Genomic DNA, 23065 nt, shown 5'->3' with positions numbered 1-23065 from the left:
GCCGAAAACCGGCGGCGCCCGCCGGCGGCGACAATGAGGTAATGAGCGTGATCGACGTGTTGCTGCTGGGGCTGCTGGCCCTGATCCTGATTGTTCTGATGTGGGTCTGGGTGCGGCAGCGAAGCCCGCTGGAGGTGCCGCAGGCACTGCTGCAGAGCAACGAGCGGCTGGAGCGCGAGCTGCGCGATGAGCTGGGCCGCAGTGCCAGCGGTACGCGCCAGGAGCTGGTGCAGGGGCTGGCTCAATTCCAGCAGGTGCTGGCGCAAGGGCTGCAGGGCAGCAACCAGTCGCTCAGCGCCCAGGCGCTGGCCGCCCGCGAGGCGCAGGATGCGGCCGCGGTGCGCAACGCGCAGGCGCAGGCCGAGTCGATGCAGAAGCTGAACGATGCGATGCGCGAGCAGCTGCAGGCGCTGTCCAAGACCAACGACCAGCGCCTGGCCGAACTGCGGCTGACCGTTGAGCAGCGCCTCACCGCCATCCAGCAGGACAACGAAAAGAAGCTGGAGCAGATGCGCGCCACCGTGGACGAGAAGCTGCACGCGACGCTGGAGCAGCGCCTGGGCGAGAGCTTCAAGCAGGTGGCCGAGCGGCTGGAGCAGGTGCACAAGGGCCTGGGCGAGATGCAGAACCTGGCGCGCGACGTCGGCTCGTTGAACCGCGTGCTGACCAACGTCAAGACGCGCGGCGTGTTCGGTGAGGTGCAGCTGGCCGGCCTGCTGGACCAGGTGTTCACGGCGGAGCAGTATGCCGCCAACGTGGCGGTGCTGCCGGGGTCGAACGACCGCGTGGAGTTCGCCATCTCGCTGCCCGGCCAGCGCCAGGATGGCAAGCCGCTGTGGCTGCCCATCGACGCCAAGTTCCCGCGCGAGGACTATGAGCGACTGCTGGACGCGCAGGAGCGCGCCGATGCGCCCGCTGCCGAGGCGGCCGGCAAAGCCATCGAGAACCGGCTGCGGCTGGAGGCCAAGACCATCCGCGAGAAGTACGTGGCGCCGCCGCACACGACCGACTTCGGCATCCTGTTCGTGCCGACCGAGGGCCTGTACGCCGAGGCGCTGCGCCGGCCGGGCCTGCTCGAGAGCCTGCAACGGGAATACAAGGTCATGCTGTGCGGCCCCACCACGCTGCTGGCCACGCTGACCAGCCTGCAGATGGGCTTTCGCACGCTGGCGCTGGAGAAGCGGTCGGCCGAGGTCTGGGAGGTGCTGGGCGCCGTGAAGACCGAGTTCGGCAAGTTCGGCGATGTGCTGGCCAAAGCCAAGAAGAAATTGGAGGAGGCCGGCAACACGCTTGACGCCGCCGAGGTGCGCACACGCGCGATGACGCGCAAGCTCAAGGGCGTGGAGGCCCTGCCCGACGATGCGTCCCAGCAGCTGCTTCAGATCAGCCTGGGTGAGGACGGGGAGTGATGCCACCCACAGCGGATGCCCCCGCCCCGAGGAAAGGCCTGCGCGACGCCTTTGTGTGGCTGGTGGCCACCATCATCTGCGTCCATGCCTGCATGGCCACCACGCGCGTGACGGCCAGCCTGTGGGTGCTGGGCCAGGGTTACGGCGAAGCGGCGGTCGGCATGCTGCTGAGCCTGTTCGCCGTCGCGCCCATTGTGTTGTCGCTGTGGGCCGGTCGGCTGGCAGACCGGCATGGCTTCCACCGCCCGGTGGGCGTGGGTGTGGCGATGGCGTTCGTCGGCGCGCTGCTGCCGCTGCTCGTTCCGCAGCTGTGGGCCATCGCCACCGGCTGTCTGTTGTGCGGCGGCGCGGTGGCCGTGGCCGCGGTAGCGCTGCAACGAGAGGCGGGGCTGATGGCCGAACAGCCCGGCGAGCTGAAGAAGATATTCAGCTGGATGGCGCTGGGGCCGGCCATGTCCAACGCGCTGTCGCCCATCATCGCGGGCCTGCTCATCGACTACATCAGCATGACCGCGGCGTTCGCCTTCGCGACCCTGCTGCCGCTGCTGGCCTGGGCGCTGGCGCGCAAGGTGCCGCGCAACCCGCCCAAGGTCTACACGAAGAGCTTCCGTGAGCGCGCCGCCTGGGATCTCTTCAGGCTGCCGGCCTACCGCCGGCTGCTGCTGGTGAACCTGGCGCTGTCGGCCGGCTGGGACGCGCACAGCTTCGTCGTGCCGGTGGTGGGCCATGCGCGCGGCCTGTCGGCCTCCAGCATCGGGCTGGTGCTGGGCAGCTTTGCGCTGGCGGCCACCGTCGTGCGGCTGGCCATCGTGCGTTTTGCCGACAACATTGACGAGGCCAAGGCCCTGCGCAGCGCGATGGGGGTCGCGACGCTGACCTTCATCGCCTATGCCTGGCTGCCTGGCACGATGGGGCTGGTGATCGGCTCGGCGCTGCTGGGCGTGGCGCTTGGCTCGGTGCAGCCCATGATCCTGTCCATGCTGCACCACGCGACGCCGCCGGACCGCCACGGCCAGGCGCTGGGCTTGCGCATGCTGACGCTGAACGGCGCGACGGTGGGCATGCCGGTGGGCTTCGGCATGCTGGCCGCCGCGACAGCGCTGGCCGCGCCGATGTGGGTGATGGCGGCCGCGCTGGTGGCGGCGCAGTGGCCAGCGCGCAAGCTTTGAGACAGCTGGCCTGTCCAACCTGTCCAACGCCAGCGACAGCACTTTCCTAACGTCTCCCCTTTTTGCAAGGCTTGCGCGATCATGGTGCGTGGGCGTTCTGCATCGGGCGCCGCGTCAACCAGACGAATGGAGGTGCTATGCGCGTCAATCAGCCTGTGACCCAGCGTGAGTTCGACTTCCCAGCCGACGCCACGCTGATGTCGACCACGGACACCCAGAGCTACGTGAAGTACGCCAACGACGCGTTCATCGCGGTCAGTGGTTTCAGCCGCGACGAAGTCATCGGGCAGCCGCACAACCTGGTGCGGCACCCTGACATGCCGGAGGCGGCATTCGAAGACATGTGGGGCACGCTGAAGGGCGGCGAGCCGTGGACCGGCTTCGTGAAGAACCGTCGCAAGGATGGCGATCACTACTGGGTGCGCGCCAACGCCGTGCCCATCGTGCGCGGCGGACGCACGCAGGGCTTCATGTCAGTGCGCACGCGGGCCACGCGCGAGGAGTCTGCCGCGGCCGAGCAGTTGTACGCCGACCTGCGCGATGGCCGCGCCAGCGGCGTCAAGCTGCACAAGGGCCTGATCGTGCGCACGGGGCTGGCGTCGCTGCTGAGCTGGCGCCAGACGATGGGTGTGCGCGCGCGCATCCGGCTGACGCTGGCGCTGATGGGGCTGGCCATGCTGCTGGTGGGCATCCCGCTGTCCGACGACGTCACGGCGCTGGCCAAGCTGGCTGCGCTTGTCGGCGTCGCGATGGTCGTCACCAGCATCGTCTTCGAGCAGACGTTCGCCCGGCCGCTGGAGCAACTGCGCGAGACGGCGCTGGCCGTGGCCACCGGCGCGCAGCAGGAAGTGACCAGCATGGACCGCGTCGACGAGATCGGCATGAGCATGCGCTGCATCAGCCAGCTGGGTCTGATGTTCCGCTGGCTGGTCAGCGACGTCAGCGAGCAGGTGATGAATGTGCAGACCGCGGTCAACGAGATCGCCAAGGGCAATGAAGACCTCAGCTCGCGCACGGAGCAGGCGGCATCCAGCCTGCAGCAGACGGCCTCGTCGATGGAGGAGATGACGGCCACCGTGAAGAACAACGCGGACACCGCGCTGCAGGCCAACGAGCTGTCGGGCCAGGCCAGCGAGGCGGCGGCCCACGGCGGGCAGGCAGTGTCGCAGGTCGTCTCTCGCATGGGCGACATCAGTGCCAGCTCGCGCAAGATCGCCGACATCATTGGCACCATCGACGGCATTGCCTTCCAGACCAACATCCTGGCGCTGAACGCAGCGGTCGAGGCTGCACGCGCGGGCGAGCAGGGACGCGGCTTCGCCGTGGTGGCGGGCGAGGTGCGCCTGCTGGCGCAGCGCAGCGCCGAGGCGGCCAAGGAGATCAAGACGCTGATCAACGCCAGCGTGGAACAGGTGGATGCGGGCTCGCGACTGGTGGACGACGCCGGGCAGGCGATGGGCGAGATCGTGGCCAAGGTGCAGCGCGTGTCTCACCTCATCGGCGAGATCAGCGGCTCCATCCGCGAGCAGAGCAGCGGCATCGGCCAGGTCGGCCAGGCTGTCAGCCACCTGGACCAGGTGACGCAGCAGAACGCGGCGCTGGTGGAGCAGAGCAGCGCGGCGTCCATGAGCCTGAAGCAGCAGACCGCCAGCTTGGTGGAGGCGGTGGGCGTGTTCCGCTGAGGCTGCGAAATGACCCGTCCGCGGGTGACATTTGTATCAGCGCCGGCATGTGCCGGCGTTTGCATTTCTGAGGCCTAAACTGGCTTGAGCCATTGCAACTTTCGTCTACAGGAGATGTCGATGTCCGCGGACACCCCCCGTTCCGCCAGCGGCGTTCCCGGGCTGGACGAGGTCCTTCACGGCGGCTTGATCGCCGGCCGGCTGTACCTCATCGACGGCGAGCCTGGCGCTGGCAAGACCACGTTGGCGCTGCAGTACCTGATGGAAGGCGTGCGCCAGGGCGAGCGCGCGCTGTATGTGACGCTGGGTGAAACGGCAGGCGAACTGCGGGCCAATGCGGCGTCGCACGGTTGGACACTGGACGACATCGAGATTGTCGAGCTGGTGGTCGACGAAAGCGAGTTGCAGGGCGACGCCGAGCTGACGATGTATCACGCGGCCGAGGTGGAGTTGAGCGAGACCACCCGGCGCGTGCTGGCCGCCGTGGAGCGCTGCAAGCCGCAGCGCATGGTGCTGGATTCGCTGTCGGAGCTGCGCCTGCTGGCGCAGAGCTCACTGCGCTACCGCCGCCAGATCCTGGCGCTGAAGCAGTTCTTCATCGGCCGCAACTGCACGGTGCTGTGCCTGGACGACCGCTCCGGCGAAGGCATCGATACGCAGGTCCACAGCATCGCCCACGGTGTCATCGAGCTGGACCGGACGGTGCCTGACTACGGCCCAGCGCTGCGGCAGTTGCGCGTCACCAAGCTGCGCGGCAGCAATTTCATCAGCGGCCAACAGGACCTGACGATCCGTCGGGGCGGGCTGCGGGTGTTTCCGCGGCTGACCGCCAACGAGCATGGCGCGGACTTCCCGCGCGAAGTTGTGCCCAGCGGCGTGAAGATGCTGGACACGCTGCTGGGTGGCGGCATCGAGCGGGGTACGTCGACGCTGCTGCTCGGACCGGCTGGGTCGGGCAAGTCCACGATCGCGGCCCAGTACGCCGTGGCGGCGGCGCGGCGCGGCGCGCATGCCGCGATCTTCGCGTTCGAGGAGTCGCGATCGCTGCTGCTGGACCGGCTGGCAAAGCTCGGCATGCCCGTCGACGAAGGTGTCGGACCCGGCCGTTTGATGGTGCGCCAGCTCGACCCGGCCGAGGTGCTGCCCAGCCAGTTTGTCAATCTGGTGCGCGAGTCGGTCGAGCGGGATGGCGCCGCCGTCATCGTCATCGACAGCCTGAACGGCTACATGAACGCGATGCCCGAGGCGCGCGCGCTGACCATCCAGCTGCACGAGCTGCTGACCTACCTGAACAACCATGGTGTGGCGACGTTCCTGGTGGCGACGCAGTCGGGCATGATGGGTGCAGGTACCCGCAATCCCGTCGACGCGAGCTATTTGGCCGACGCGGTGGTGCTGTTCCGCATGTACGAGCATGCCGGCACGGTGCGAAAGGCCATCTCCGTCATCAAGAAGCGCAGTGGCACGCACGAGGACACCATCCGCCAGCTGTGGTTCGACGGGCAGGGCGTGCATCTCGGCCCGCCGCTGGCGCACCTGCGCGGCGTGCTGACGGGGGTGCCCGTCGAACTGGAGCCGCCGCCCCAGCCCGCCTCCGGAGCCGATGCCAGTGCTGGGCCCGCAGGCTGAGGCCGCGCGCTCGAAGAGCGAGCGGGTCGTCGTGCTCGCCCCGACGGCGCGCGATGCCGAGGTCACGGCCCAGTTGCTGGCCCAGGCCGGTGTGGAGAGCGTCAGTGGCCGCGACTGGCCGCATGTGGAAGGCCTGCTTCGCGACGGCGCGGGCGCGCTGATGCTGGCCGACACGACGTTGATGGCTCCCGGATTTGGCAGCGTGGTCAAGCTTTTGCAGCACCAGCCGCGGTGGTCCAACCTGCCTGTGCTGGCGCTGTGCCGCCGGGGCCTGCAGTCTCCGGTGCTACGCCAGGCGGCGCTGGACAACCTGACGGTGCTGGATCGACCGACGTCTGCCGGCGTCATGATCAGTGCGGTGAAGGCGGCACTGCGCGCCCGGCGCGTGCAGTACCAGGTCCGCGACCAGATCGAATCGCTGCAGCGCGCAGACATGGCGCTGCGCCAGGCTGACCGGCGCAAGGACGAGTTCCTCGCCACGCTGGCGCACGAGCTGCGCAACCCGCTGGCGCCCATCCGCAGCGGGTTGCAGCTGCTGATGCGCGGGCCCGAGGACGAAGCGCAGCGCCAGCACGTCATGGCGATGATGGACCGGCAGATGACCCAGTTGCTGCGTCTCATCGACGACCTGCTGGAGGTGTCCCGCATCTCCACCGGCAAGCTCACCCTGCAGCGGGAAGAGCTGGACCTGAAACGCGTCGTGGAGACGGCGCTGGAGTCCAGTGGGCCGCTGGTCGCGCGCGCCGGGCATCACCTGCACGTGAGCTGGCCGGACGAAGTGCTGTGGGTGGACGGCGACCTGGCGCGGCTGGCTCAGGCGCTGAGCAACCTGGTGAACAACGCGGCCAAGTACACGCCCGACGGTGGCCGCATTGATGTGACGCTGGCGCGCGACGGCGCCCAGGGCGTGCTGAGCGTGCAGGACAGTGGCGTGGGCCTGCCGGCGGACATGATCGGGTTTGTGTTTGACATGTTTGCGCAGGTGAACCGCTCGCTGGATCGCTCGCAAGGCGGGCTGGGCATCGGACTGGCGCTGGTGCGCAGCCTTGTGGCCCTGCATGGCGGCCTCGTCAGCGCGAACAGCCCTGGCGTGGGGCAGGGCAGCACGTTCACCATCCGGCTGCCGCTGGTGCAGCAGTCGGCCGCGCCGCAGCTGCAGGCCGCGCCGCCGCCCCAAGCCGGGCAGGCGCGGCGTGTCTTGGTGGTTGATGACAACGAGGACGCCGCCACGGCGCTCGGGATGCTGCTGTCACTCGGCGGGCACGATGTGCAGGTCGAGCACAGCGGCGCTGCGGCGCTGCAGGCGGCGGCGCGCTTCCAGCCCCAGGCGGTGTTCTGCGACGTGGGCATGCCCGGCATGGACGGCTACCAGGTGGCCACCGCGCTGCGCCAGGACGCGCGCTTTGCCGGCACGCTGCTGGTGGCCCTGACCGGCCGCGGGTCAGAAGACGACAAGAAGCACGCCCGCGAGGCGGGATTCGATGCGCACCTGACCAAGCCGGCCAGCGAAGCGGCGATGTCGGCGCTGCTGGCGACCCTGTAGGTCTCGTCGGCCGGTCGCTAGCTGCCGCCGCGAACGCCGCGTGGGGGCACGCCAGTTGGAGTTCCGCATTGACGAACGGCCTGCTACGGAAAACCACGCAGAATGCCGCGCAGGCCACAGCTGTGGCGTTGGAGAGAGACACGATGAGAAGCAAGTTGGACGGGTGGATGCCCCTGTTCGCGGGTACCGCCCTGTTGACGCTGGCGCTGGGTGCGTCGGCGCAACCGGCCGTGGCGAAGCAGAAGCCCACGCCGGCCCGCGCGACGGCGGCGCCGGCCGTGGTGTCGGCGCCCGAGCGCGTGCGCGAGCTGGGCGGCATTGAGGAGTACCGGCTGCCGAACGGTCTGCAGATCCTGCTGTTCCCCGACGCGACGCAGACCACCACCACCGTCAACATCACCTACCGCGTCGGCAGCCGCCACGAGTCGCCGGGCGAGTACGGCATGGCCCACCTGCTGGAGCACCTGCTGTTCAAGGGAACGCAGCGCCAGCAGGACATCCCCGGCGCGATGGCCCAGCGCGGCGTGCGCTTCAACGGCACGACGACAGTGGACCGCACCAATTACTTCGCGTCGTTCAACGCCAACGCGGACACGCTTGGTTTCCTGCTGGACCTGGAGGCCGACCGCATGGTCAACAGCCGCGTCGCCAAGGCAGACCTCGACACCGAGATGACCGTGGTGCGCAACGAGTTCGAGCGCGGCGAGAACCAGCCGTTCGCCGTGCTGATGCAGCGCGTCAACGCGGCGGCGTTCGCGTGGCATCCGTATGGCAACGCGACCATCGGCCCGAAGAGTGACATCGAGAACGTGCCCATCGAGAAGCTGCAGGGCTTCTACAAGCGCTTCTACCGGCCCGACAACGCGACGCTGCTGATCGCCGGCCAGTTCGACCGGGCTGCCACGCTGGCGCTGATCAGCCGGCACTTCGGCCCGCTGGCGCGCCCCGCCCAGCCGGTGCCGCAGCCCTACACGGTGGAGCCGGCGCAGGACGGCGAGCGCAGCGTGGTGGTGCGCCGCGTGGGTGGCCAGCCCATCCTGCTGGCGGCCTATCACGTGCCGGCCATCACACACCCCGACACGCCGGCCATCCTCGTGTACGGTCTGCTGATGAGCCTGCAGCCCAGCGGCCAGCTGTACAAGCAGTTGGTGGAGCCCAAGCTGGCCGTTGCGGCCGGCATCTCGGGCCTGGGCGGCGTGGACCCCGGCACGACCTCCGCGTTCGCGGCATTGCCACCGGGCGCCGACGTCGACAAGGTGCAGGCGCTGCTGCTGGACCTGGCCGAGGGCCGCAGCGTCCAGCCGTTCGAAGAGAGCGAGCTGGCGCGCGTGCGCGACATCGCGCTGAACAGCTACCGGCAGCAGATGAAGAATCCCGAGGCGCTGATCCAGCAGATCTCCGGCCTCGTCGCCGCGGGGGACTGGCGGCTGCTGTTCCAGCTGATGGAGGACATTCCCAAGGTCACGCTGGCGGATGTGGAGCGCGTGCGGACTGCGTACTTCAGGCCCGCCAACCGCACGCTGGGCCGTTACCTGCCGGCCGAGCAGGTGGAGCGCGTGGAGATCCCGGCCGCGCCGGCGCTGGACCAGCGCCTGGCCACGCTGCAGGGCCCGCCGAAGGTGGAGGAGGGCGAGCAGTTGGAGCCGGTGCCGACCGTGCTGGAGACACGCATGGTCCGCACCACGCTGCCCAGCGGCATCCACCTGCACACGCTGCGCAAGCAGACCCGCGGCAACACGGTCGTGCTGCAGATGCAGTTGCGCTGGGGCGAGCGTGACGCGACCTTCGTGCGCAAGGGCACCGGCATGATCGGCTCGCTGATGAACGAGGGCAGCGCCGGCTACAGCAAGCAGCAGCTGCAGGACGCGTTGATCAAGCTGCGCGCGGGGCTGAACGTCTCCAGCTACGACCAGGGCGCCACCCTCTACCTCAGCGCCGAGCGCGATACCCTGCTGCCCGCGCTGCACGTGCTGGCCGACGTGCTGCGCCGACCGCTGCTGCCGCAGGATGCGTTCGACCGCGAGATCAAGGCGACGATCTCCGGCATCGAGGCCTCGCGCCAGGAGCCTGGTGTGCTGCGCCAGGAGGCTACCCGCGCCCACTACAACCGCGCCCGCGGTGTGACGCTGGGCCATCCCGATTACGTGATGGGCGTGGATGAGCGCCTGGCCGAGGTCAGGAAGACCACGCTGGACGACGTGCGCCGCTTCTACGGCGAATACTGGAGCGCCGACGATGCACAGGTCAGCGTGGTGGGCGCGTTGCCGGACGGGCTGGCGGCCGAGCTGGACCGGCTGTTCGGCGACTGGAAGAAGCCCGCCGCGCCGCGCTTCGTTCGCCATGTGCCCCAATACGCGGCCGTGCCGCCGGCGCGCTTCGACGCGATAGCGCGCGACAAGCCCAACGCCATCGTGCGCCTGCACCAGCCCCTGGCGCTGAACAGCGAGCAGCCGGACTTTGTCGCGTTGCAGCTGGCGGTGCAGGTGTTCGGCGGCGGCGGGCTGGAGAGTCGGCTGTCCGAGCGCGTGCGCCAGAAGGAGGGGCTGACCTACGGCATCGGCGCGTCGCTGAGCGCCGGCTACTGGGGCAATGACGGCAGCTTCGCCGTCCAGGCCAGCTATGCACCCGACAAGCGCGATCGCATCATTGCCGTCATCCAGGAGGAGATCGCCCGCATGGGCCGAGACGGCATCACCGCGGCCGAGCTGTCGCGCGCGCAGAAGGACATCTCCGAGGCCCGTCGACAGGGCCGTGCCGACCCGGGCACGCTGGTGTCCGTGCTGAGCAACCTGGCCGAGTACGGCGAAACCTGGCTGGCCTCGCACAAGCGCGACGAGGCGCTGGCGGCGGTGACCGTGGAGCAGGCCAATGCCGCCTGGCGCCGGTACATCCGTGCAGATGGTTTCATCATCTCCACCGCCGGTGACTTCAAGACGCCGTAAGGTCTAGAGTCAGCATCCCGTCACTGGAGCCCGCGATGAAGATCGACCCCTACCTGTTCTTCGAAGGCAACTGCGAGCAGGCCATCGAGTTCTACGAGCAGGCCCTCGCGGCCAAGGTGGAATTCATGATGCGCTATGCCGAGTCGCCCGAGCCGCTGCCCGAGGGCATGGTGCCGCCCGGCGCGGAGCAGAAAGTCATGCACGCGTCGCTGCACATCGGCGGCGCGCTGGTCATGATGTCCGACGACCTCAACAGCAGCGGGGGCGGCTTCAAGGGCTTCTCGCTGTCGCTGGACTGCCCCGATGCCGACGCCGCGCGCGAAGCCTTCGCCGCACTGGCCGATGGCGGCCACGTGGTCATGCCGCTGGGCAAGACCTTCTGGGCGCCCCTGTTCGGCATGGTGACCGACCGCTTCGGTGTCAGCTGGCAGGTCGGCGTGTCGGACGACGCCGCGTGAGCCTGGCGCCGCAGCTGCCGCTGTACCTGAAGGCTGACTGTTCGGCCTGCGTGGCGTTGTGCTGCGTGGTACCGCCGTTCGATGCCGTCCAGGGCTTCGGCTTCGACAAGCAGTCCGAGACGCCTTGCCACCACCTCTGTGCCGATCACCGCTGCGGCATTCACGACGGGCTGATCGCGCAGGGTTTCAGCGGCTGCGTCGCGTTCGACTGCCTGGGCGCGGGCCAGCGGCTGACGGCGCAGGCGCGGGAGCGCTTCGGCAGCGCCGACTGGCGCGCGCGGCCCGACGTGGCGCGCTGGCTGTTTTCCGCCTACCCGCGCGTGCGCGAAGCCCATGAATGGCTTGCGCGCCTGGCCCTGGCCGCGAGCGTGACCGGCCGGCCGGCGCTGCAGGCGCTGGCCGATGAACTGGACGCCGAAAGCCCGCGCTGGGCGGACTGGGCCGCGGACGAGTACGCCGCCTGGCAAGGCCGGGTGCGGGCGGTGCTGGTGCCGTTGGCACAAAATCGCGTCTCGACTTCCAGGAACTGACGCGATGTACGGATTGATGGGCAGCTTGAAGGCTGCCGAGGGGCGCCGCCCTGAGCTGATCCAGCTGCTGCTGGCCGAGTCGGGCGATATGCCCGGCTGCCTGAGCTATGTGGTGGCCGAAGACCCGGCGGACGAGCTGACCGTCTGGGTCACCGAGGTCTGGAAAGACGCCGCTGCGCACAAGGCCTCGCTGCAGCTGCCGGGAGTCAAGGCAGTCATCGCCAGGGCCAGGCCGCTCATTGCGAATTTCGGCGAGTATCGCGAAACACGTCCGGTGGGTGGCCATGGCCTTGCTGACTGAGTTCGTCGAGCCCAAGTGGCAGCGGCCGCGCGGCATCCGGCGCATCCATGTGGTGGCTGTGCTGTGCGCTTTTGCGGCGGTCGGTGTCGTGCTGGCCATGTTCGTCAGATACGGCATCGTGCAAATCGACACGTCGGGCGACCGCCTGCTCGTCGCCACCGTCGACCTGCGCCTGGGCACGCCGGCGCTGGCTGCCGAGCGCGGCGCGGCGCAGGCCCGCTTCGACATTGAGGCCGGCGAGTTGAAGGTGCAGAGCGTCGGGCCCAAGCCGGGCAAGGCCGAGCTGGCCCGGGCCGCACGCATGAAGCAGCGCTACGGCGTCGACTCGGTCAACAAGAGCGAGCAGGTGACGCCGGAAACGTCGGCCTACGTGGATGCCTACAACCGCGTCATGCGCGCCGAGATCGAACGCAAGCATGGCAAGGACGTGGCCGACGGGCTGCTGGGCTTCGAGAAGACCCGGCCCACGGTCGGTGCGTCAACGGCGTCCTGAATCGGCGCACATGAGCCTCAGCCCGCGCCCGCCGCAGACCGTGTACGTGTTCCAGGGCGGTGGCGCGCTGGGCGCCTACCAGGCCGGCGTGGTCGAGGCGCTCGATGCAGGCGGCATCGCGCCCGACTGGGTGGTGGGCACGTCCATCGGCGCCATCAACGCCGCGCTGATCGTCGGCAACGCGCCGGCCGATCGCCTGCCAGCCCTGCGCAGCTTCTGGACGCGCGTGACACGCGACGGTTTCCTGCCGAGTCTGCCCGCCAACCCGTTCACGGCCGGCCTGCAGACCTGGCAGACGCTGACGACCGGCATCCCCGGCTTCTTCAAGCCGCGTGGCCCGCTGGCCTGGGACATGAACCGCCGCGCGCCGCTGCCGGAGCTGGGGTTCTACGACACCAGCCCGCTGGCCGACACGCTGCGCGCGCTGGTGGACTTCGACCGCATCGCCGCCGCCGAGACGCGGCTGACACTGTGCGCGTGCGACGTGCGCAGCGGCGCGATGGCGCTGTTCGACAACCGCGATGGCAAGACCCGCATAGCGCCCGAGCACGTGATGGCCAGCGGGGCGCTGCCGCCTGGCTTCCCGCCGGTGCAGATCGGCAAAGAGGCCTACTGGGACGGCGGCATTTACTCCAACACGCCGCTGGACGTGGTGCTGGACGACAGCGAACGCCGCGACACGCTGTGCTTCATGGTGGACCTGTGGGACGCCAGCGAGGCCGCGCCGACAACGATGGCGCAGGCGCTGACGCGCTACAAGGATATTCAGTACGCCAGCCGCATCTGCGAACACCTGGACGACCACGAGCGGCTGCAGAACCTGCGCCGCGCGCTGCGCCAGTTGGGCAAGAAGCTCGGCGCGAAGGCGGCGGCCGACGCCGATGTGAAGGCGCTGCTGGCCCAGGGCTGCGACTCCCGCATCGACGTGGAGCACGTGGTCATGCAGGCGCTGCCGGGCGAGGACTCGTGGCGCGACATCGACTTCACGACCGCACGGCTGGACGCTCGCTGGCAGGCTGGCCTGCATGACGGCCGGCGCGTGGTCAAGCGCGCTGCCTGGCGTGAACCGATGCCCGAACACGTGGGCATGCGCGTGCACACGCTGGCGCAGCAGCGCAGCCGCTGACGCGTTCAGCGGGCGGCCAGCGCGGCGAGCTTCTGCACGGTGGCCCAGTTGCGTGTCGTGCCGGCGTCGCCGAGCTGCTTCAGCAGCGTGACCGCCGTCTTGCTTTCCAGGATGCCGTTGCCGCACCACAGGTAGGCCGCGTGGGGCGTGACGACGTAACGGTCGCCGCTGCCCGCCACGATGCTGGCCACTGCCTGCAGCGCGGCCGCGTTCGCCGGGATGGCGGCGAGCAGGCGGCTGGGGTCGTCCGCTTCGGGAATCGGCAGCTCCGCCGCAATGGCCGCCCATTCGTCGGCGGTCTTCAGGATGACCGCAGCATCGACACCGAGCTGCGCGGTCACGGCAGTACGGATCTTGTCGGCGCTGAGCGGCTTCTTCGCGTCGAATACGGCGTTGCCGCTGTTCAGCAAAGTGGCCACATTCGTCGCCCCCAGCTCGGTGAGCAGCGCCTTGAGGTCAGCCATCGCCAGGCGCTTGGCCTTGCCGACATTGATGCCACGCCAGAGGGCGATGTGGCGCATGGTCAGGACTCCTGTGAATGCACGGCGCGGGTTGCCGAGCCCGAGGTTGTAGCAGGCGGGAACCAGGGGCGCAGCCGCTCGACGTAGCCGTCTGGCAGCAGATGCCCGCCGGGGAAGCGCAGGTGCTGCTTGTCGGCGCCGGGCAGTGCGTCGAACAGCGCCTGGTTCTGCGCGCCGCTGGCGTACTCGTCGTCGTCCGCGCTGAGCAGCCAGACGCTCTTGCCGGCCAGGCCGGGCAGCAGGCGATGCGGCGAGACCAGGGCGACCTTGTCATCCACATGCGGCGGCACGATAGCCGCGACTGCCTGGATGCGCGGGTCCAGCGCGCCCAGCAGCATGGCCATCTGCGCGCCCATGCTGTAGCCTGCCACGCGCAGGTGCCGGGCGTCGATGCCGGGCTGCTGCACCGCCCAGTCCAGCAGCACGCGGTAGTCCTTCACCGTGTCGATCAGCATGCGTTCATAGGGAGCGCGCCTGCCCCACCAGTGCAGGTCGCGCATGATGTCCTGCACTGAGTGCGCGGGGTTCTTGCGCTCGCCGTGCTCGCGGGCATCCAGCGCAAGTACGGCGTAGCCGCGGGCCAGCGCCAGTTCGGCGATGCGGTGTGTCTGCTCGACGGTGGGCCGGCCCTTGAACTCAGCCTGCAACATGCGCTGGTGCGCGCGGCCCATCGCGTGCAGGCTCAACAGCAGCGGCGTGGCGCCGCTGGCATCGGCCGGGTACACGATGCGCCCCATGACCTCGGCGCCGTCGAAGCTGCTGAACCGCAACGCCTGCGCGCGGTGCCCGCCCGGCAGCGTCTGCACGTCGCCCAGCCGCACCTGCAGCGCCGCCACGGGCGCGTGGGCGTAGCGCGCCTGCACCTCGGCGGGCGAGGGGTCATAGGGCTTGAGGCTGAAGACGGCCCACCAGAGTGCGCCCGCGACCGCGGCGGTGCCGAGAAGCGCTGTCATGTACCTGCCTGCAGTCTTGATCATCATGGCCGCGCAGTCTGCGCGGCCGCGTGTGAAGAAAGCGTGAGCGCCGCGCCCGTTCAGGACAGCAGGCTGACGCGCGTCAGGCCGGCCTCGTGCGTCAGCGTCAGCCGCAGGCCGTTGCGCTCGGCCACGCGGCGCACGATGGACAGACCCAGGCCCAGCCCCGCGCTGGCCGCACCCTTCACGCCCACCGCATGGCCGGCGGCGCCAGGCTGCAGGAGTTCGGGCGGCGGGGCCGCGCTGGCATTGACGAGGCTGACCCGGTGCAGGTCGGCCTCGATGCTGATCTGCGGCGAGCCGCGGTGCGCCAGCGCATTGGCCAGTAAGTTGGACAGCAGCAGTTGCGTCAGCGCGGGTGGCCAGGAGCGTGTCAGCGTGGGCGGCACGTCGACGGCCAGCACGATGCCCTGCCGGTCCAGCAGCGGCGCATGCGCCAGCACGAGCTGCTCGATCTGAGGCAGCAGCGGCAGCTCGGGCGCGGCGTCTGGCATGCCGTCTTCTCGGGCCAGCGCGAGCAGCAGGTCCACCGCCTGCTGTAGCTGCCAGATCGCCGCATCCATCGTCGCCAGCGCCTGCTGCTGCTCGCGCGGGGCGCGGCGCTGCAGGTCCTCGCAGGCCATGCCCAGCACGGCCAGCGGTGTGCGCAGCTCATGGCTGGCATCACGCGTGAAGGCTTGCTCGCGGGCGATGAAGTCGCGCGTTCGCCTGTTCAGTGCGTCCAGGTGGCGGGCCAGGCGGCCGACCTCGTCCTCGTGCGCGTGGGCGTGGGCGTGGGCGTGGGCGTGGCCGGCCAGGTCCAGTGGCAGGTCCTCGGGCCGGCTCTGCGCGACGCGGGCCGCCAGCCGCGCCAGCGGCGCGCTGCTGCGCCAGGCCAGCCAGGCGCCCACGGCCAGCGCCAGCAGCGTCACGGCGCCGCCCCACAACGCCAGCCACATCAGCAGTCGCTGGCGCATGGGTCGTACCACGAGCTGCTTGCTCACCTCGGCGACGAGCAACGTGCCGTCGTTGCCCAGCGGCTGCAAGTGGTAGTGACGGCCCGCGTCGCCGGACAGCTCGCGGTCGTCGGGGCGCTGGGCGCGGGCGCGTGCCAGATCGCCCGGCAGCGCGTCGGCCGGCCGGTACACGCGCACGAAGTCCTGCGCCGGCACGCTCCAGTTGCCATGGGCCGCGTGGTGCGCGTGCTGGCGGCGCAGCTCCTGACGCAGCGCGCCGGTGAAGAATTCATCTTCGACGGCATAGACGAACAGCATCGCGAACATTCCGAACAGCGCACTGACCCCCAGCGCATAGCCGGTGAAGGCCAGCATCAGCCGGCGCTGCAGCCGCGGACGGTAGACGGGTTCGGGGCTCATCCCGGCACGTCGAGCCGCAATCCCACGCCATGCACCGTCTTGACCAGCGCCTGGTCAGCGCCCATCGCCTGGCGCAGCGTGTAGAGATGACTGCGCAACGCGTCGGACTCGGGCGGCTCGTCGGCCCAGAGCTGCTGCTGCAGTTCGCTGCGGGTGACGGTGCGCGGCCAGGCCTCGGCCAGCGCCACCAGCAGGCGGTAGGCCTGGCGAGGCAACGCCAGACCCTGGCCCGCGCTGCCGTGTACGGTGTGCGTGCGCCGGTCGATGCGCAGCGGGCCGCGCGTCAGCACCCAGCTGCGGCCCAGCTCGCCGCGGCGCGCCAGCGCCTGGCAGCGCCACAGCAGCTCCTCACCGGCAAAGGGTTTGAGCAGGTAGTCGTCGGCGCCCGCGCCGAAGCCTTCGCGCTTGTCCTCCAGCGCGTCGCGGGCGGTCAGCATCAACACCGGCACATGGCGGTCGGCCTGTGCGCGCAGCTGCCGGCACAGCGTGATGCCGTCCAAGCCCGGCAGACCCAAGTCCAGCAGCAGCACGTCGGGCGGCTGCTCCAGCGCCAGCTGCAGACCCAAGCGGCCGTCGCTGGCCTCGTCGACCGCCCAGCCGACGCCCTGCAGCAGTTCGACGATCTGGCGGCGCAGGGGGGTGTGGTCCTCGACGACCAGGATGCGGTTCACGCGGGCACCTCCTCGGCAGAGCAGCCTAGGGCGCGGCGCGTGAAGATTTCGTCAAGACATGCCTTGGTGGCGGAGCAAGGCGTCGATCTTCGGCTCGCGGCCGCGGAAGGCCTTGAAGTTGTCGATGGCATCGCGCGCGCCGCCGCGCTCCAGCACTTCGGTCAGGAAGCGCTTGCCGGTGGCCGCGTTGAAGACGCCTTCCTCCTCGAAGGCGCTCCACGCGTCCGCGCTCAGCAGCTCGGCCCACTTGTAGCTGTAGTAGCCGGCTGCGTAGCCGCCCGCGAAGATGTGCGAGAAGCTGTGCTGGAAGCGGTTGAAGGCGGGCGGGATCAGCACGGCCACTTCGGCGCGCACGTCGTCCAGCAGTCGCTGCACATCGGCCTCAGCGCCCGGCTCGCCGTGCAGGCGCATGTCGAACAGCGCGAACTCGATCTGGCGCAGCGTCATCAGGCCGCTCTGGAAGTTCTTGGCCGCGATCATCTTGTCGAACAGCTCGCGCGGCAGCGGTGCGCCTGTGTCGACATGGCCGCTCAGCTGCTGCAGCACGTCCCACTCCCAGCAGAAGTTCTCCATGAACTGGCTGGGCAGCTCGACGGCGTCCCACTCCACGCCGGAGATGCCGGACACGCCCAGGTCGTCGATCTGCGTCAGCATGTGATGCAGGCCGTGGCCGAACTCGTGGAACAGCGTGATGACGTCGTCATGCGTCAGCAGCGCGGGCCTTTCTTGTCCATTCAGGCCCACGGGCGAGGCGAAGTTGCACACCAGCTGCGCGACCGGTGTCTGCTGCTCACCGGTGGGCTTGAGCCAGCGGCTGCGCACCTCGTCCATCCACGCACCGGGGCGTTTGCCCGGGCGGGCGTAGAGGTCCAGGTAGAACTGCGCGATCAGCTTGCCGCCGCGCCGCAGCTCGTAGAACTTGACGTTGTCGTTCCAGACCGAGGCCTTCGCTTCGGCGATCTGCACGTCGAACAAGCGCTCGATGATGTTGAACAGGCCGGCGACGACCTTCGGCGCGGTGAAGTACTGCTTCACCGTCTGGTCGCTGAAGGCGTAGCGCGCTTCCTTGAGCTTTTCGCTCCAGTACGACACGTCCCAGCTTTCCAGCGGCTGGCCGTTGGCGAACTCGCGCAGCTCGGCCAGGTCTTTCTCGGCGAACGGGCGGGCGCGTTTGGCGAGGTCGCGCAGGAAGGTGGTCACTTCCGTGGTGGACGACGCCATCTTGGGCGCCAGCGACACCTCGGCAAAGCTGGCGTAGCCCAGCAGTTGCGCCTCTTCTTGGCGCAGCGCGACGATCTCGCGCATGGCAGCGGTGTTGTCCCACTCGGGCTTCCCCTGTTCGCTGGCGCGGGTCACGTAGGCGCGGTAGAGCTTCTCGCGCAGCGCGCGGTTCTCCGCGTACTGCATGACGGGCAGGTAGACCGGAAAGTGCAGTGTCAGCTTGTGGCCGCCGTCGTCCAGCTTGGTCGCGTCCAGCACGTCCTGCGGCACGCCGGCCAGCTCTTCGGTGCTGGCGACGTAGCTCCAGCCGTCGGTGGCATCCAGCACATGCTCGCTGAATTGCTGCTGCAGCTCCGCGCTGCGCTCCTGGATGGCAGCGTAGCGCTCGCGGGCGGCGCCCTGCAGTTCGGCACCGGACAGCACGAAGTTGCGGATCGCGTGCTTCAGCACCTGCCGGCGCGGTGCGCTGAGCGTCGCACTTTGCGCCGCCAGTACGGCCTTGTACTTGGCGAACAGCGCCTCGTTGGCGCCCATGGCCGTGCTGAATTCGGTGACGACCGGCAGCATCGCGTTGTAGGCCTCGCGCAGCGCAGGGGTGTCGGCGACGGCGTTCAGGTGGCCCACGGCACCCCAGGCGCCGCCCAGCCGCTCGGTCGCGTGGTCGAGCACGCGCGACAGCGTGTCGTAGTCGGCCGCTGTCTCGGGCTTGACAGCCTCGTCCAGCGCGGCCTGCGCGGCGGCCAGAAGCTCGGTGACGGCGGGCTGCACATGCTCGGGGCGGATGGCCGCGAAGTCGGGCAGGGCGGCGGTGGAGAGCAGGGGGTTGGACATGGTCATCAGACGGACTTGAGGCTGCGTTCGGCCGATTCAAGCGTATTCACAAGCAACATGGCAATCGTCATCGGGCCGACGCCACCGGGCACCGGGGTGATCCAGCCGGCTACTTCCTTGACGCCGTCGAAATCGACGTCGCCGCAGAGCTTTCCGTCGTCGTTGCGGTTGATGCCCACGTCGATGACGACGGCGCCGGGCTTGACCATGTCGGCGGTCAGCATGTTGCGTCGCCCCACGGCGGCAACCACGACATCGGCCTGACGTGTGTGTTGTCCGATGTCCGGCGTGGCGCTGTGGCAGACGGTGACAGTGGCGTTGGCTTGCAGCAGCAACAGCGCCATCGGTTTGCCCACCGTGTTGCTGCGACCGATGACGACGGCATGCTTGCCGCGCAGGTCGAAGCCCGTGCTCTCGATGAGCTTCATGCAGCCGTAAGGCGTGCAGGGGCGAAAGCCCGGCAACTGCGTCATCAACTCGCCCGCGCTCAGCGTGGAGTAGCCATCGACGTCCTTGCTGGTGGTAATGGCCTCGATGACCTTGTGCGGGTCGATGTGCTTGGGCAGCGGCATCTGCACCAGGATGCCGTGGATGGTCGGGTCGTTGTTCAGCGCATCGATACGGGCCAGCAGCTCTGCCTCGGTGAACGTGGCCTCGTACTTCTCCAGCACCGAGTGCAGTCCAGCGTCGGCGCAGGCCTTGACCTTGTTGCGCACATACACATGGCTGGCCGGGTCGTCGCCAACGATGACGACGGCGAGACCGGGTTTGCAGCCCTTGGCGGTCAGCGCAGCAGCACGCGTTGCCACTTCGGCGCGGATGGACTTGGAGAGGGCGAGGCCGTCGATCAGTTGGGCGGTCATGTCGATTCGCTTTCGAAAATGCAAAAGGCCGCTGGGGAGCAGCGGCCTTTGAAGTCAGTCAGGGGTCAAGCCTTGGCAGTGGCACCGAGCGCAATCTTCAGCAGATCGGCCACCGTGTTGGCGTTGAGCTTTTCCATGATGTTGGCGCGGTGCGCTTCCACCGTCTTGATGCTGATGCCGAGGTCGTCGGCGATCTGCTTGTTCAGGCGGCCAGCGACGATGCGCTCCAGCACCTGCGCTTCACGCGTCGTCAGGCGGGCCAGCAGCGCGTCGCGGCTGGCGGCTTCCTGGTGGCTGGAGAAGGCGTCGCGCGCTTGGTCGAGCATGCGCTCCACCAGGGCCAGCAGCTCTTCTTCCTTGAAGGGCTTCTCGATGAAGTCCATCGCGCCCTTCTTCATCGTCTGCACGGCCATCGGTACGTCGCCGTGGCCGGTGATGAAAACGATTGGCAGCGGGCTCTTGCGCTCGATGAGGCGGTCCTGAAGCTCCAGGCCGGTCATGCCGTCCATGCGGATGTCGGCGATCAGGCAGGCGACTTCACGGGGGTCGTAGCGGGCGAGGAAGGACTCGGCGGAGTCAAAGCACTTGACCCGGTAGTCCTTGCCTTCGAGCAGCCATTGCAGGGAGTCGCGGACCGCTTCGTCGTCATCGACAACGTAGACGTTGCCCTTCTTGGGGATCAAGCTCATGGTGTGGTGGGTTCGGTTCTCTGAGCGCTGCCGGCGCCGCCTTGTGAGGCGTCCGCACGCAGGTGTTCTGAGGTGATCGTGACTGGAATCGTGAAGGCGAATCGGCAGCCGACAACCAAGGAGCCATTGTAGAGGTTCTCCGCTTTTATCCGGCCCTGGTGAGACTCGACGATGGACCGGCATAACCCTAAGCCGATGCCCATGCCGTCGGCCTTGGTGGAGAAGAAGGCCTCGTACATGCGCGCCAGCACTTCGTCGGGCAGGCCCGGCCCCATGTCAGTGACCGAGAACTCGATCTGCCCTCCCATCTCGGCGCTGTGCTTGGGCACCACGCGCAGCTCGATGTGGCGGCGAGAGGTCGGCAGCGATTCGTTGTCGATGGCTTCGGCGGCGTTCTTCAGCAGGTTCATCAGCACTTGCTCGATGAGGATGGGGTCCACCATCATCTGCGGCAGCCGCTGCGCCACGTAGGTGTGGATGGCCACGTTGCGCCGGCGCAGCTCGATACCGGCCAGCTCCACCGCGTCCTCGACGATGTCGGCCGCGTTGGCGGGCTGGCGCTGCGGCTCGCTGCGCTTCACGAAGTTGCGGATGCGGTGAATGATCTGGCCGGCCCGCTGGGCCTGCTTGGCGGTCTTTTCCAGCGCCGCGAGCAGGTCGTCCTTCTGAATGGCGTCGTTGCGCACCCGGCTGACCATGCCGTTGCAGTAGTTGGTGATGGCGGTCAGCGGCTGGTTCAGTTCGTGGGCCACGCTGGAGGCCATCTCGCCCATGGTCATCAGCCGGCTCGTCACCTGCGCCTTCTCGGCCTGCAGCGCGGCCTGGGCCTCGGCGTGGCGGCGCACGGTGATGTCGGTGGCGATCAGCATCTGCGCCAGGCGGCCGTCGGTCCACTGCAGGTAGCGGGCGCGCACGTCGAACCACATGGCCAGCGACTCGACATAGACCTCGCGCGGATCGGCGCCGATCTCGGTCAGTGCTTCGGCAGGCAGGCCGGAGTAGTCATCCACCTCGTCCTCGCCGTCGCCCAGCGCCCCGCGGCGGCTGGTCGTGGCGCCCAGTTGCCCGCCGGCCAGCAGCGCGTGGCCCGCCGGGTCGGCGCCGAACCACAGCCGGTAGCTGCGGTTGGCGAACAGCAGCTCCGGGGGCTGCACGGACAGCACGGACACGGCGGCGTCCAGTCCCTCCAGCACGGTGGTGAAGCGCTCGTGCGAGGCCGACAGCTGGTCGCGCACCCGCTTGGCCTCGGTGATGTTGGTCATCGAGGTCATCCAGCCCGTCTGCTTGCCGCGCGTGTCCACCAGCGGCGACACGTACACACGCGCGTCGAACTGGCTGCCGTCCTTGCGCTGGATCTTGACCTCCACCCCGCCGGACGGGCTCTTGCCCTGCAACTCCTGCTGCAGCGCGCGTGCGTTGTCCTCGCGGCGGTCGCTGGGCCAGAAGGGGTAGGGCGGCGTGCGGCCGACGAGGTCGTTCTCGGTGAACCCGGTCATCGCGCAGAAGGCCGGATTCACATAGGTGATGCGCGTGTCCAGGTCCATGGCGCGCATGCCGGTCAGCATGGAGTTCTCCATCGCGCGGCGGAAGTTGGTTTCCAGCGTCAGCGCGTTCTGGATCTGCGTGCGCCGGCGCATGTGGCGCCACGTGCCCAGCAGCATCCACACCGTCAGGCCGGCCAGCGCCAGTACCAGCCAGAAGAGGGCATTGCTGATCAGGCCGATGGAGGTGCGCCAGCCCTGGCCGCGCAGCACCAGGCCGTTCAGCGCGGGGGCCAGCGGCACGTCGTGCAGCAGCGACGCGCGGCGCAGGCCCTGGCCAGGCATGGGGGTCACGGTGCTACTGACGACCTGGTCGGTGGCGTCCAGCACGGCAATGCTGTGGCGCGTGGCAACCTCGCTGGGCACGTAGTAGCGCAGCAGCGCCTCGACGGTGTACTCCGCGATCAGCACGCCCGCGAAGCCGCCGCGATCGATCAGTGGGATGTGCAGCTGGAACACCGTGGTGCCGTTGGAGTCCGTGAACGGCGGCGAGTACACAGGCTGGCGCCGATCCTTGGCGGCTTCGAAGGCCACGCCCGGTGCGTTGGACTGGTTGGGCATGGGCATGGACGGGTCGCTGCCGTCCGCCGACATCATGCCGTCGGCCTGGAAGCCGGCCGCGCCCACGCTGCTGCGGCGGTCGCGCCGCGCGCTGAGCCAGGTGACGTGCGTCAGCTCCGGCCTTTCGCGCGCGAACGCCTGCGCCTGCGCGGAGAACTCGTGCGCGTCGATCTGCCGCGTGACGACCTCGCGGGCGATGCGAACCAGTTGCTCCTGGTTCTCGATCAGCCGCAGCCGGATCTGCTGCTGCGCGATCTCAGTGTCGCGCTTGACGGACTCGGACTCGCGCTCGATTTCCTCGTTCCGCAGGTACCAGAACGCCGAGATGATGGCGGCCAGAAACAGCAGCACCGAGACCAGTGGACCCAGCGTGGCGAGGCGGTCCTGGCGCGACGGTGATTGTCGGAACCACCAGCCCAGCACCAGACGGCGCAGCGGCGTCAGGAAGCGTTGACCGCGGCTGCGGCGCGGAGGATCGAGGGTGTCGGCGGGCATGAGGAAATTATCCTGGCCGTTGCTGAGCGTCTGGTAATTTCACAATGAGAAAACACCTCGC

General features: G+C 68.9%; 19 protein-coding genes. 11 read left to right on the top strand and 8 right to left on the bottom strand.

Annotated elements, in window-relative coordinates:
- The first annotated feature begins 41 nt into the window (after nucleotides 1-41).
- The 11 genes from ACG02S_RS15720 to ACG02S_RS15670 all read left to right on the top strand — a co-directional run bounded on the left by ACG02S_RS15720 (nucleotide 42) and on the right by ACG02S_RS15670 (nucleotide 13282).
- Nucleotides 42-1409 (top strand): DNA recombination protein RmuC, encoded by a 1368-nt coding sequence (locus ACG02S_RS15720; protein WP_394471415.1) that lies wholly within the window; start codon nucleotides 42-44, stop codon nucleotides 1407-1409.
- Nucleotides 1409-2578: an MFS transporter gene (locus tag ACG02S_RS15715; RefSeq protein WP_394471414.1), complete on the top strand. Its 1170-nt coding sequence runs from the start codon at nucleotides 1409-1411 to the stop codon at nucleotides 2576-2578. The genes ACG02S_RS15720 and ACG02S_RS15715 overlap by 1 nt, the downstream gene beginning before the upstream one ends.
- A gap of 137 nt (nucleotides 2579-2715) precedes the next feature.
- Nucleotides 2716-4260, top strand: a complete 1545-nt coding sequence (locus ACG02S_RS15710; RefSeq protein WP_394471413.1) for a methyl-accepting chemotaxis protein — start codon at nucleotides 2716-2718, stop codon at nucleotides 4258-4260.
- Nucleotides 4261-4380: 120 nt separating this feature from the next.
- Nucleotides 4381-5889 carry an ATPase domain-containing protein gene (locus tag ACG02S_RS15705; protein WP_394471412.1) on the top strand — a complete coding sequence of 503 codons (1509 nt, stop codon included), beginning with the start codon at nucleotides 4381-4383 and terminating at the stop codon, nucleotides 5887-5889.
- The gene (locus ACG02S_RS15700) at nucleotides 5864-7432 is read left to right on the top strand and encodes a hybrid sensor histidine kinase/response regulator (protein WP_394471411.1); all 1569 of its coding nucleotides are present in this window, start codon (nucleotides 5864-5866) and stop codon (nucleotides 7430-7432) included. The genes ACG02S_RS15705 and ACG02S_RS15700 overlap by 26 nt, the downstream gene beginning before the upstream one ends.
- A gap of 143 nt (nucleotides 7433-7575) precedes the next feature.
- Entirely contained in the window at nucleotides 7576-10374 is a 2799-nt protein-coding gene (locus ACG02S_RS15695; RefSeq protein WP_394471410.1) for a M16 family metallopeptidase, read from the top strand.
- Between the two features lie 35 nt (nucleotides 10375-10409).
- On the top strand, nucleotides 10410-10832 hold the full coding sequence (locus tag ACG02S_RS15690) for a VOC family protein (protein ID WP_394471409.1): 423 nt from the start codon (nucleotides 10410-10412) through the stop codon (nucleotides 10830-10832).
- Complete coding sequence (locus tag ACG02S_RS15685) at nucleotides 10829-11362, top strand: hypothetical protein (RefSeq protein WP_394471408.1); 534 nt, start codon at nucleotides 10829-10831, stop codon at nucleotides 11360-11362. The genes ACG02S_RS15690 and ACG02S_RS15685 overlap by 4 nt, the downstream gene beginning before the upstream one ends.
- Before the next feature lie 4 nt (nucleotides 11363-11366).
- Nucleotides 11367-11663, top strand: a complete 297-nt coding sequence (locus tag ACG02S_RS15680) for a putative quinol monooxygenase (RefSeq protein WP_394471407.1) — start codon at nucleotides 11367-11369, stop codon at nucleotides 11661-11663.
- Nucleotides 11647-12156 (top strand): hypothetical protein, encoded by a 510-nt coding sequence (locus ACG02S_RS15675; protein WP_394471406.1) that lies wholly within the window; start codon nucleotides 11647-11649, stop codon nucleotides 12154-12156. Before ACG02S_RS15680 ends, ACG02S_RS15675 begins: the two co-directional genes overlap by 17 nt.
- A gap of 10 nt (nucleotides 12157-12166) precedes the next feature.
- Complete coding sequence (locus ACG02S_RS15670; protein ID WP_394471405.1) at nucleotides 12167-13282, top strand: patatin-like phospholipase family protein; 1116 nt, start codon at nucleotides 12167-12169, stop codon at nucleotides 13280-13282.
- Between the two features lie 5 nt (nucleotides 13283-13287).
- On the opposite strand, the gene ACG02S_RS15665 is transcribed toward ACG02S_RS15670, so the two are convergent.
- The 8 genes from ACG02S_RS15665 to ACG02S_RS15630 form a co-directional block, all read right to left on the bottom strand.
- Nucleotides 13288-13803 (bottom strand): DUF1697 domain-containing protein, encoded by a 516-nt coding sequence (locus tag ACG02S_RS15665; protein ID WP_394471404.1) that lies wholly within the window; start codon nucleotides 13801-13803, stop codon nucleotides 13288-13290.
- Between the two features lie 2 nt (nucleotides 13804-13805).
- A complete protein-coding gene (locus ACG02S_RS15660; protein ID WP_394471403.1) occupies nucleotides 13806-14756 on the bottom strand; it encodes an alpha/beta hydrolase in 951 nt (316 codons plus the stop codon).
- A gap of 80 nt (nucleotides 14757-14836) precedes the next feature.
- Nucleotides 14837-16132 carry a histidine kinase dimerization/phospho-acceptor domain-containing protein gene (locus ACG02S_RS15655; protein WP_394471402.1) on the bottom strand — a complete coding sequence of 432 codons (1296 nt, stop codon included), beginning with the start codon at nucleotides 16130-16132 and terminating at the stop codon, nucleotides 14837-14839.
- Nucleotides 16129-16803: a response regulator transcription factor gene (locus ACG02S_RS15650; RefSeq protein ID WP_394471401.1), complete on the bottom strand. Its 675-nt coding sequence runs from the start codon at nucleotides 16801-16803 to the stop codon at nucleotides 16129-16131. The genes ACG02S_RS15655 and ACG02S_RS15650 overlap by 4 nt, the downstream gene beginning before the upstream one ends.
- A 51-nt stretch (nucleotides 16804-16854) precedes the next feature.
- Complete coding sequence (locus tag ACG02S_RS15645; RefSeq protein WP_394471400.1) at nucleotides 16855-18855, bottom strand: M3 family metallopeptidase; 2001 nt, start codon at nucleotides 18853-18855, stop codon at nucleotides 16855-16857.
- 5 nt (nucleotides 18856-18860) lie between these two features.
- Entirely contained in the window at nucleotides 18861-19718 is an 858-nt protein-coding gene (gene folD / locus ACG02S_RS15640; protein ID WP_394471399.1) for a bifunctional methylenetetrahydrofolate dehydrogenase/methenyltetrahydrofolate cyclohydrolase FolD, read from the bottom strand.
- 65 nt (nucleotides 19719-19783) lie between these two features.
- On the bottom strand, nucleotides 19784-20407 hold the full coding sequence (locus ACG02S_RS15635) for a response regulator transcription factor (RefSeq protein WP_088483486.1): 624 nt from the start codon (nucleotides 20405-20407) through the stop codon (nucleotides 19784-19786).
- Complete coding sequence (locus ACG02S_RS15630) at nucleotides 20404-23004, bottom strand: PAS domain S-box protein (RefSeq protein WP_394471398.1); 2601 nt, start codon at nucleotides 23002-23004, stop codon at nucleotides 20404-20406. The genes ACG02S_RS15635 and ACG02S_RS15630 overlap by 4 nt, the downstream gene beginning before the upstream one ends.
- Nucleotides 23005-23065 lie beyond the last annotated feature (61 nt).

It is taken from the genome of Pelomonas dachongensis (genome assembly GCF_043555865.1).
Lineage (GTDB): Bacteria > Pseudomonadota > Gammaproteobacteria > Burkholderiales > Burkholderiaceae_C > Pelomonas > Pelomonas dachongensis.
Note: the sequence above shows the minus strand (reverse complement) of the source record. Positions and strands in the feature narration are given on the sequence as shown.